At 32.2% G+C, this 11,866-nt stretch carries 7 protein-coding genes; all 7 read right to left on the bottom strand.

The genetic code is table 11. From position 1 onward, the window contains the following. Nucleotides 1-124: 124 nt before the first annotated feature. Nucleotides 125-1,132, bottom strand: a complete 1,008-nt coding sequence (locus tag PL77_RS31085; protein ID WP_172665956.1) for an ATP-binding protein — start codon at nucleotides 1,130-1,132, stop codon at nucleotides 125-127. A 301-nt stretch (nucleotides 1,133-1,433) separates the two neighbouring features. Next, entirely contained in the window at nucleotides 1,434-2,798 is a 1,365-nt protein-coding gene (locus PL77_RS31080) for an ATP-binding protein (RefSeq protein ID WP_052444756.1), read from the bottom strand. Nucleotides 2,799-2,920: 122 nt separating this feature from the next. Further along, complete coding sequence (locus PL77_RS31075) at nucleotides 2,921-4,249, bottom strand: ATP-binding protein (RefSeq protein WP_156152558.1); 1,329 nt, start codon at nucleotides 4,247-4,249, stop codon at nucleotides 2,921-2,923. A 145-nt stretch (nucleotides 4,250-4,394) separates the two neighbouring features. Next, a complete protein-coding gene (locus PL77_RS26405; RefSeq protein ID WP_082026750.1) occupies nucleotides 4,395-8,798 on the bottom strand; it encodes an efflux RND transporter permease subunit in 4,404 nt (1,467 codons plus the stop codon). An 11-nt stretch (nucleotides 8,799-8,809) separates the two neighbouring features. Continuing rightward, the gene (locus tag PL77_RS26400) at nucleotides 8,810-9,826 is read right to left on the bottom strand and encodes an efflux RND transporter periplasmic adaptor subunit (protein WP_044211926.1); all 1,017 of its coding nucleotides are present in this window, start codon (nucleotides 9,824-9,826) and stop codon (nucleotides 8,810-8,812) included. A gap of 616 nt (nucleotides 9,827-10,442) precedes the next feature. Beyond that, nucleotides 10,443-11,147 (bottom strand): chalcone isomerase family protein, encoded by a 705-nt coding sequence (locus PL77_RS26395; protein ID WP_044211924.1) that lies wholly within the window; start codon nucleotides 11,145-11,147, stop codon nucleotides 10,443-10,445. A 261-nt stretch (nucleotides 11,148-11,408) separates the two neighbouring features. After that, entirely contained in the window at nucleotides 11,409-11,825 is a 417-nt protein-coding gene (locus PL77_RS26390) for a hypothetical protein (protein WP_156152557.1), read from the bottom strand. Between the last annotated feature and the right edge of the window lie 41 nt (nucleotides 11,826-11,866).

Raw genomic sequence — 11,866 nt, 5'->3', positions numbered from 1 at the left:
AGTCCAAACTAATGGGGTAACTATAAATAATAGGCAGGGATAAGCAGAAAAATACTACTAGTGTGATAAAGTAACTGATAACTTTGATGTTGAAATTGATTTATTAATTTTTAGAAAAAACAGTCTATATTTTTACACTATCCTGTTTCTTGATGGTAAAGAAAAACTGACTGCCTTCATTTTGTTTAGGTTTAAACCATATACATCCATTATGCATTTCCACTATTTTCTTACAGAAAGCTAAGCCAACACCAATACCTTCATATTCTGATTTGAGGTGAAGCCGAGTAAACATATCAAAGATTTTATCTTGATTTTGGTCTGTAATACCAATGCCATTATCAGAGATACAGAATTGCCAATAGGTGCTACATTCTTTATAGGTAATATTTATTTCAGGAATAGCACTTTCATTTTGATACTTGATCGCATTGGTAATGAGGTGTTCAAATAGTAATTTGATAAGTTCTGGTACAGCATCAATTTCAGGTAACACGTTGTAGGTAAACACCACATTTTTTTGAGAAATCACATCTTTCTTTTCATTCCTAATTTCAGCAAGAATACCATTAAGGTTAGTGACTTTGAATTCTTGTTCATGGCTAAGTTTAGAGAACGTTAGCAAGCTTAAAATCATTTGATCCATGATCTTCATTTCATCATGAATATAGTCAAAATAGAGATCAAATTTCTCATTCGAACCTTGTGCTTCTTTTTTGATAAACTTTAGGAAGCTACTTGTTGTACGGAGAGGTTCACTTAGATTATGAGAACAGATGTAGGTAAAATGTTCAAGCTCATAATTTTTCCGTTCGAGTTGTTCCTGTTTATCTTTTATACTATTGATGTACTTATTATTTTCTGATAAGAAGATAGATAAAATGATTAAGGACACTCCTAAATTGATAAAATCAACAACAATTTGACTATATCCCTGTAACTCATCAGTTGTTGTTATGAATGGCTCAAAATGATAAAAGTGCCATCTTAGATAGGTAAACATTAGTACCCCTAATAATGCGAATATATTTTTTTTTCGAGTTTTTTCTTCTTCAAAGATGACTAATGGTAACCCTAAATAAGGTATAAATAGGTATTGGAAATGAAAAGTTTCTCCCAAAAGAATAGCCATGCCACCAATAATTATTATTGATAAAACACAATATATAAGTTGAGATAAATAATACTTTTGATAATAGTTGAGAAGTAGAATTATACCAAAAACGGGTATTAGGCAACCATTAATTATTGTAACATTTATAGGGGAATTGATGGATAGTGAAGTAACAAAAAATATTATGATTACAGCTACAGCAATTAAAGAAAGCTCATTTAATATACGCACTTTCTTAATTACAAATGGAGATTGTCCTTTTTGAACCCCAATGTTTAATATGTTATGCCTAATATTCTTCATTATGAAAGGGCAATTTTTAATCTACATTTTTATAATTTTTAGGCTTATAAAACAGAGTTTTAGTAGGTGTTTGACACATTTCAACAGGTAAATCTTTTTTGATGGTAAAATAAAATCGACTACCCTTTTGATATTGAGATTCAACCCAGATTTTACCTTTGTGTATTTCAACAATTTTTTTGCAGAATGACAATCCAATACCCTGACCTTTAAATTCATCATCTAAATGAAGTCGAGTAAACATATGAAAGATTTTCTTTAGGTTTTTTTCTTTTATTCCAATACCATTATCTGCAACACAAAATTCCCAATAGTCAGGTGTTTCTTCACAAGTAATATGAATGATTGGTTTTGCATTTTGGGGCTGATATTTAATTCCATTGATGATCAGATTTTGAAAAACCTGTTTGAGTTGTGTTGGTAGGCCGTGGACTGTAGGTAAAAAAGAATATTCAATATTGGCTTCCTTTTCTTGAATCAATTGATTTAAATCTACTTCAATTTCATGAATAATATCTTGACTATTTGTGATTTGGTAGGAATTTTTGTTTTGCAGTTTCGAAAAAGCCAAAAGACTTAATATCATGGTATTCATTCTTTTGTTGGCTTCTTGGACATAATGGAAATAGGTGTTTAGTTTTTCATTTTTTGGATCTGATTCTTCTTTTATGATACCAATAAAACCGTCAACTGTTCGTAACGGTTCACTCAAATCATGAGAGCAGATATAGGCAAAATGTTCTAATTCTTTATTCTTTTCTTCTACCTCTTCATTTTTCTTTTTTAGTTTCTCTAAATACTTATTGCTTTCTGACGTAAAGAAGTAAAAAAGGGCAATGATGAAACAAAAAAGGATAATTTCATTGAGTAATCGAGTTTCACATACAATGCTTTTATCCAGTACTATTAATGGTTCAAAATGTTTGAAATGCCACTCCAAATAGATAAAGCCAATAATACCTGCAGATGAAAGTAAAACTTTTACTCTATTCAATTTTTCATCGAATAAAATAAAAGGCAGCCCCAAATAAGGTACAAGTAAGAACTGAGAATGTAAGGCAGGGCCAGATACAATTGCGACAGTCATTAGTATAAATAATGAAATAATACAATGTACTACTCTTGCCGCATAGTATCTACCACAATAATTGAGAAGTGGCATTACTAAGATTACAGGAACCACTAATCCAGTGACTAGTTTTGCATAAAATGGAGTATTTACCGCAAATGCATAGAAAAGCATTCCTAAGGCTGATATACACCCTAAAAAGGCAATTGAGTTGGTTAAATGAATTTTTTTGACCGTATCAGCGTCCAATCCCTCATACGCTCCAATATTTTGAAGTGTGAGTGCAATTTCTTTGAATCTTAAATTTTTCAATAAAATAAGGGATTAATTATGAGTATTAGGTTTTTTCTGGTTGTACATTAATATACAATGAGATTGCAAGAATGTAAAAGATTGATTTGATTTCATTTCTCATTTACTATACAATGTTATAATCATACAATTTTCAATAATTCAAGGCCTTTGGGTATTGTACTATTTTTAATAGTGAAATAAAATTCACTTCCTTTGTCTAACTTCGAATCTATCCATATTTTACCCTCATGCATTTCAATGATTTTTTTACAAAAAGTCAATCCAACCCCAATACCATCATATTCTGTATCCAAATGAAGTCGGGTAAACATGTTGAAAATTTTTTGTTGATTATCATCACGAATACCTATTCCATTATCTTTTATACAGAATTCCCAATAGTGAGGTTTTTCTTTACAGGTAATTGAAATTTTTGGGATTATATTCTCTCTATGATATTTGATTGAATTAGAAATGAGATGTTTGAAGAGCTTCTTTATTAGGGAGGGTATTGCAATGATTTCAGGAAGGGTATCATGATCTATTACGACATTTTGAGCTGCAATTGACTCCTTCAATTCTACTTTTATTGAGGAAAGTGTAGTATTCAAATTAATATATTCGAATTCATAGGTTCTACTTAATTTGGAATACGCTAAGAGACTGATTATCATTTTATCCATTTTTTCTACCTCGTCTCTGATATAGTTAAAATAGATATCTAATTTCTTATTTGAATCTTTAATTTCTCTTTTAACAAACTCTAAAAAACTACTAGTGGTACGTAGTGGTTCACTTAGATTATGTGAGCAAATATAGGTGAAATGCTCTAACTCATAATTTTTATCAACGAGTTGATCTTGCTTTTTTTGTAGCTTTCTGATATAGCTTTTGTTTTCATTGATAAAGAAAAAGAATAATAAAAACACGATGCCGAATATAAGAATGTCGGTGAGAAAACGGTTACCTCCCGGAGTACCTTCAGGTATTATTATTAACGGTACAAAGTGACAAAAATGCCAGTCGAGATAGACAAAGAGAAGTATACCTAACAGTGAAAGGCCAATCTTTTTAAGGCCAATTTCATCTTCAAACATGACAAATGGTAGGCCAAGATAGGGGAGAAGTACATATTGAAAATGAAAGGAACGTCCTAAAGTAACACACATTGAGAAAATGATCACTAGAGCTAATAAACAGAAGGTAAGTTGAGCAATGCGATATTTTCTAAAATAATTTAAAGTTGGTATTGTCAACAGAACAGGACCAATACAACCAAGAAATAATTTAGCTTCAAGAGGGATGTTATAAGTTGCTGAGAAAAGAAATAGTATCGTTGCAGCTCCCATGCACATAAATGAGAGATTATTTGCTAGATGAACTTTTTTGATCGTCATATTATCTAACCTCTCGTCAACTCCAATATTTTGAAGTAGGGATAATGTTTTTTTGAATCTAGATTTTTTCAATGGAGCGAAATAAATTAAAACAAAATTAGGTAATCATACTAATCGGTTAGTAATAAGATACAAGGTGAAATGCGAAATATAAAATATTCCGATTATTTCACCTTTGATCTACTATACAATGTTATTATCCTTCAATTTTGTTTTTTTATTGACTATTGATTAGTCCTCGAAGTTCATATTCTTTGACAATCACGTTTGCTTTAGCCTTTAAAACCAAAGTTTTGCTTTCAAGGTTTTTCTCTTGGCAGTCTGAGTAGTCTTTATAATTTAATAACCCATTATCGAAGGCATCTTTTTTGATTTTCAATTCTCTATTTCTAAAATTCAATGCCTTTTGAGCTGTTTGAAGAATTACCATCGCGTTCCGCAGTTCTTCGGAAACTACTATAATATCTCTTCTGACTTCTTTTTTATTTTCATTCAATTGAAGCTTTGCCTGTTGTAACTGAATTTTAGAGATTTCGACATCTCGTGATTTTTTCCCCCATTGAAGAATGGGCCAACTTAATGTTGCTCCCACTAAAACATTAGTTTGAGGGATAAGAGGAATATTACCAAAATAGAAACCTTGTGCCGTTAAGGTAATGTCAGGTATATGTTGATTTTTATGATAGGTTAATCCTGCCTCTGCTTTTTCTATCATTAAACTAGATTCTCTAACACTATAGTTATCATGAATGATTGCAGAGTCGGTATTTACAGTACCCAACAATTCCATTACACCAATAGAATCAAAAGTAACTTCGGAGACCTTCCATAATGAGTCTTGAGGAAAGTCTAATATCGTATTTAATTGTAATCTATATTTTGATGCATCGATTTTAGATTGTTGAAATTTAGATTGATGATCTAATAAATCAGCTTCTAACCCGATGGCATATACATCTAATAATTCACCTGCCTCAACACCTACTTTAACATCCTTCAGCTTTTTCTCAATCAACTCAATCTGTTCTTGATAAGTTGAAACCTTTGCTTCTTCAATTGCGATACCTACATACAGTTTTGATACTCCAGAGCGGATTTTTTGTGCAGCTTCATAATATTTATTCTGAACGATTTTGTAATCAATCTCTTTGACTTCTGAACCTGCTTTGATTTTGAAAATTTGTGAGATGGGTTGATAAACACCAAGGTTGGCAACTCCCAAGAAAGTATTATTTTCAGCCAATGTAAATTCTGCACCAAAAGGAATAGGAGGTACCGCACCCAATACGGGTAGTTCATTTACCTTGAGGCTGACATCTGACTTTCTTTCTGTATGATAGTACCAAAATACACCTCCATCAAGCATCACTGTAGGCAAATAGTTTGCAGTAACTTTGTTGACCTCTTTTTGTTTTTTTTGAATTTCTAACTGAATCAATTGTAGCTGTTGATTATTTTGTTTGGCAATTTCTACACATTGATCTAGTTGTATTATTTCTTGTGCTTTTGTGGTGTGAGGTTGTAAAAGGAAAAGAATTAAGACGACAGAAGCACCTTTTGTAATATGTTTTTTGAGTTCATCGGTCATTCCAAATTTCCAATAAAGCACCGGAATTGTTAATAGCGTCATAAACATGGAAAACACAAGACCAACAGCTAATACAGTGGCTAACGGAGCCCACATTGGAGATCCCGAAATAATCATAGGAGTCACACCAATAGCAGCGGCCATGGTAGTAAGGAAAATAGGTCTGATTCTTCGTTTTCCTGCACCAATAGCAGCTTCTTTGATGGTGTGATTTTCTTTCACCACCAATTCATTTGCAAAATCAACTAAGATAATAGAATTTCTAACTGAGACGCCAATCAAAGAGGCTAATCCAACAAATGCAGTGAATCCAAAAGGATAGCCCGAAAGGAGCAATCCAAAGAAAGCCCCAAAAACACTAAGTGGAATGGCAGCCAAAACGATACCTACTTGATTGAGCGTTTTAAATTGCATTAAAATCACTAGGAAAATGATAAATACACAATAGAGAATTACGTTGTTCATTTCTTCAAAAGTTTCCCTTTGACTTTCATCTTCTCCCCCTATTTCTAGTGTGTAACCATGAGGCATTTCGTAGTTTTCGAGTTCTTTTTTGATAGAGTTGATTACTTGTGAAGGGAGCACATCAACCTTAGTCTGAGATTCGATTGTTAACGTATTAACTCCGTTTCTATGTTTGATATTGGAAGGCATCCAAGCCGGAGTAATTTCAGCAACTTGCATCAGTGGAAAACTTGCTCCTGTAATCATACTAGTGACATAAAAGTTTTTAAGTCCTTCAATATCTTTTTCTTTGACCGAAGGGTCTTGGATGATGATTGGTAATGCTGTATTACCTTCCCATAGTGTCCCAACAGACATTCCAGAATAAGCCACTGTAAGTTGTCGCATAATGGTGGCTTCACTGATTCCTAATTGTTGGGCTACATTCTTGATGGTATTTATCTCAATGCTCAGTTGGTTTTCAAAGTGGTCGTTACGTACATTAAATGAATAAGGTGAGCGTTCTAAAATTGCTCTAATATCTTTTCCGATGGTTTGGATAGTAGTATAATCTTTTCCTTTAATTCTTAATTCAATTGGAGCTTCATAAGGAGTACCCTGTTGCATTTTTTTGACATCAATCACTGCTTGTGGGAATAGTTCAGGAAGCTTATTTTCTAGTTCTGCTACCCATTCTTCAGTAGCTTCATTAGATACAGTATTGATCAATAATTGAGAAAGGTTATTTTGAGGAAACTTAGGAGCATAATTATAGTAAAATCTTGGAGAAGAAGTACCCACAAAACTTGCATAACTTACGAGCTTTTCATTACCATTAATATGTTTTTCAATTTCCAGTGTAATACTGTCAGTCACTGACAATGCTGTTCCTTCTTTAGTTCTAATCTCAATTACAAATTGATTACGTTCTGCTGCTGGAAATAGCTTTTGTTTTAATAGAAAGTAAAGACTTCCTCCTACCAAAAATGAAAGTATTGAAAACACAAAAAGTGTCTTTGGATATTTAAAAGAAAGGTCAATAGCGTGATCAAAGAACAGCTGTAAATAATCAAGCATGCTCTTTTTACCATTTTCTTTTTTCTCAAATTTCTTTTTAATGAATGTGTAGCATAAGTATGGAGTAAGAAGCATGGCAATTAAGTAGGATGCATTAATTGCTATAGCTACTGTCAAAGGTAAAGAGTGGATGAATTCGCCTACAGCACCAGAAAGCGTAATAAGAGGGAAAAATGCTCCCGCAATAGTTAAACCTGCCGTGAAAACAGGGATTTTAAGCTCATCAGCGGATTGCCATGCAGCTTCATAAGGGTCATGATCTTCCTCAAGTTTTTCAACATAGTTATCTGCTATAACGATAGCATCATCCACAAGCATCCCTAAAACAACAATAAGAGATGCTAGAGAAACTTGTTGCAGTTGAATGCCCAAACCATCTAGAATACCAAACGTAAATGCCACTGTAACTGGAATGGCCAAAGTAGCAATCAAAGCCACTCTAAATGGTAATAAAAGAAGAATGACAATGATTACAGAAACAATTGCAATAAAGAATTCACGAATAAAATCATTAATACTTTCTTTAACATTTTCCGGTTGATTAACGACAAAGTCAATTTTCACATCAGAAGGAATTTCTTCCTGATATTTTTCTATCATTGTTTCTACTTCCTCTCCAAAGTCAACGATATTAAACCCATTTTGCATTTCCATGGATATAAGAATGGAAGAAGTGCCATTTACTCTTATATGTTGGTCATCTTCCTTAAATCCTCTTTCTACTTCAGCTATATCTTTGATTCGGATTGTTTCACCTTTTGCACCAACAGCAATAATCTGATTTTCTATATCAGACTTATTTGAAAACTGATGTGTACTGATGAATTGTGTATGTAGACCATTTACTTCAATGTTTCCGGAGGGCACAATGAGATTTTCCCCTGCCAATGAAGCCAGAATTTGAGGAGTATAGATTTTATATTGACTGAGTTTTTTATAATCTACGTTAATGTAATAACACTCTTTTTTAGAGCCCATTTTCTTAATTTTTGAAAGAGAAGAAATCTCCCTCAATCGATCGCATAATTCATCAACATATCCTTGTATTTCTCTACTACTTCTGTTTTGACTTTGGAAAGAAACTAATAGTGCAACGGTATCTCCAAAGTCAGATTGGACTATGGGGCCGATGACACCAGAGGGTAACTCAGTAAGTTTAAGAAGATTAAGGCGATTCTGTAATTTAGACCAAAAAATATCAGCTTGGGTAACGTAATCCTGCAATTCTACTACAACATAGAGTACACCTTCTCTTGAATTGGAGTACGTTTTTTCTTTATTAACTTCTTCAAAGCTAAAAAGGACATCTTCAATTTTTGCAGTTACTTTTTTCTCTACATCAGTGCTACTTGCACCAGGAAAAAATGCAACTACTAATCCTTCTCTAATATTAAATTTTGGATCTTCTCTTCTTGGCATTGTTTCAAGGGAAAAGATGCCGTACATGACAATTAGAAAAGTAATAGTTAGAATAATCTGCTTGTGATCGAGTGCTTGCTTTACAATAGACATAATCGTTGGTTTTAAAGTTTAACAGCACTTCCGTCCATTAAATTAATAGGAGGGTTAAGGATTAATTCATCGTTGGTATATAAACCTTTATCAATAATGATATTATTACCACTGATTTTTCCAGTAAAAACTCTTTGCTTATGAGCTATATCTTTTCGTTTCACAAACACATAATTCAACCCATCAATATCTTTAGTGACTAATTGAATAGGAATACTTATCTTTTCTTCACTCCCAGTTTCAAAAACTTCTACATTACAAAGCATTCCTTCCCTGTATTTATTCTCTTTATTGTCGATAAGGATATCTAATCGGAAAGTTCTAGAAAGCTTAGACGCTGTAGGGTGTAGAGTTGTGATAGAACCAGAGAGAGTATCACGAGTAGCATTGATAATGATATTACAGTTTTTGTTATAGTCGATTCCGTTGACTTTATTTTCTGGAATACCTACTGTTGCCAATACAGAGTTGTTATTGATGACTCTAATAATAGGTTCTCCTTTGGAAATTCCTCCTCCGTTTTTGACCCAAATCTTACTTACAGTTCCACTAACAGCGGCCCTGAGTGTAGTGTAATTTAATTTATTTTGATATAAGGTGTAATTGGATTGAGCCTGTTGTTGTAAAAAAACAATCTTGTTATAATCTGCTTCAGCAAGGCTTCCTGCTTTGTACATCTTGGTGAGGCGTTCCAATTGATCATTTGCCTCATCCAGTTTGGCTTTTGCTATTTTGAGAGCTTCTTGATAATCACTTCTATCTAATTGAGCTAAAATAGCCCCTTTTTTAACATTCTGTCCTTCTTTAACTTTGATCGTTGATAACTTTCCATCAATTAAGAAGGAGTGTTCATGCTTGCCTTCCGCTTTTATTTCTCCAAAAAGCTCAAGGGAAGGTTGAATTTTTTGAGCTTGAATTTTTTTGACATTGACAGTGTAAATCGTTGTAGGTTTTTTCTCTAGTTTTTTCTCACACTGAAAAAAAATAAATACACCTATTGTTATTAAGAATAGCGTCTTGTAAGTCATGGTTAAAAGATAGAGTTGTTTTTGGAGTTAATACGTTTTTGGTATAATTGCTTCGCAATTTGAATCAGAGAATAGATCTCTAATTAGTTAGAATATACACATTGAAAAACTGAAATAGTAGTCTTTTGTTTTTGTAGGCTCAAATACAACCTTTTTGTCTAATAACATCTATATATTATTATTTTTTGAGCCTGTTTTTTCTTTAACTTTCAATAAGATGTTATAGGATCTACTTTCAAACTTTCTCCTTCTTCATTTTTGTCTTAACACGAAAACGAAGCAAAAAAGTCAAGGTATAGTAGTCAAAAGCTAAATTTCATTTTTTTCGCCTAAATGATTTTAAACTCGCTAAAGCTCAAACAAGAAAATCATTTTTAACGACTCACTCCATGAAATTCTTCACGCTTTTCCCTTCAAGGCCGAGTTTCGAACTACCAAACAAAAAGAGTTGTGATTCCAATGGGCGAATGTTAAGTATTCGCGACATTCGTGTCCAACAGATCATTTGAAATTTCCTGATTTCAGTCGATAATTTAGTTAACAACTAAGTATTTGTAAAAATAAAAAAGCCGTTGATTCCTAAAAATGCAACGGCTTATACTACTGATAAAATATTTTATAAATCTTTAGAAAGTAGATCTTTTTTCAGTGACTGATTAAAAGCCATGTTCCCAATAAAGATATTGATCAGACATTTTTGAAATTCTTTACCGTGAATTAATGCCTTATCCTCATTATTTTTTGATAAATATAATTTATCATGGTGAAAAGTAAATCTAAAATGATCTCCTATTTTTATTTCATCTCTAAAAATACTCAAAAAAGCATCAATTTCTCCTCCAATTTCGTCTACTTCTCCTATGTTGGCTTCAGTTATTAATGTTCTGAAACTTTGGTCTACAGAAATCATTTTATGGGGTATAATACCATCATATTTTTTGATATTATTGACCACGTCACCTAATTCTCCAGACTTCATTAATTTCATATTTTCATCATGTGTTCTGTTGACTTCCTCAATTGTTTTATCTGATTGAAATTGATTTGAAGTAATGACCAATTCGATCATTTTAGCATGATCATCATAAATAATCTTAATAGGATCATCGGTCCTTTCATAGACATATAAACCACATACAAAAAGCTTAAAGACTCCTTCTGAATGCATACCATGTCCGTTTAGTTTTAGATTTTCGTTCTCAATATTAATTACGTTTGGAAATTTTACATTTTTTAAAAAGGATACATCGTAGGTTTGCTCTTGAGAGAATACATTTATTGATACTAAAACAAATAATAGAGTGTAATTGAATTTAGTCATAAATAGAAGTATGAAAATTAAAAAAATTTGTATTACTGCAATTATTGATATTTATATTTATTTTTTTGGTGATCGTCATCACTATTTACATTAAAAGCGTTGAAATAACACCAAATAATTGTAATTACATATTAAAATAATACAATATTTTGTACTTTAAGTACACTTTTGCTGACTTGGATGTGGTTTTAAGTGACTTTGTTCACCCGTTATTAATGAGGTTGGTTGGAAAATGAAAATACTTGTGTAATTAGTAGTGAATCAACCCTTCTGTAATAGCCATTCTAAAGCATCTTTATCTGAAGTGTAGTGTTGAATTAAAAATGATTCATTATGGTTAGCATCATCAATAAATTGATCAAAAGAAATTTGAGCAAAGAAGTCTTCCGATACAATCCATGCCATCTTTTCTATTTTGACTTGAGTCATCATTAATTCAAACTTTTCATTGATCCATTTTTGAGTTTCAGGTAAAATATGGTAATGAGCATTTTCGGTATTTACTAAAATGTTATTAGGTGCATATTTTATTGTTAGTGCTATCTGAGAGAGGATTACTTCTCTGTAAACTTCCTCTGACATGTCGATAGGGGTGTTCCATATTGTTTTTAAAACTCGACTTTCTTCATCCCAAAAGTTTGAGATATAGTCACTTTTTTGAACTTCTTTAAATTTCATTTCTTTCATTCTTATCAATACCTCACTTTTAAAAAATTTTC

Origin of the sequence: Flammeovirga sp. OC4 (genome assembly GCF_000812565.1) — a bacterium.
In the GTDB taxonomy this organism is placed as follows: domain Bacteria; phylum Bacteroidota; class Bacteroidia; order Cytophagales; family Flammeovirgaceae; genus Flammeovirga.
This window is presented reverse-complemented; position numbering and strand designations above follow the sequence as displayed.

Coding starts and splice junctions, on each gene's coding strand:
- PL77_RS31085 (WP_172665956.1), bottom strand. CDS start 1,132: ATGGCTATTCTTTTGGGAGAAACTTTTCATTTCCAATACCTATTTATA.
- PL77_RS26405 (WP_082026750.1), bottom strand. CDS start 8,798: ATGTCTATTGTAAAGCAAGCACTCGATCACAAGCAGATTATTCTAACT.
- PL77_RS26400 (WP_044211926.1), bottom strand. CDS start 9,826: ATGACTTACAAGACGCTATTCTTAATAACAATAGGTGTATTTATTTTT.
- PL77_RS26395 (WP_044211924.1), bottom strand. CDS start 11,147: ATGACTAAATTCAATTACACTCTATTATTTGTTTTAGTATCAATAAAT.
- PL77_RS26390 (WP_156152557.1), bottom strand. CDS start 11,825: ATGAAATTTAAAGAAGTTCAAAAAAGTGACTATATCTCAAACTTTTGG.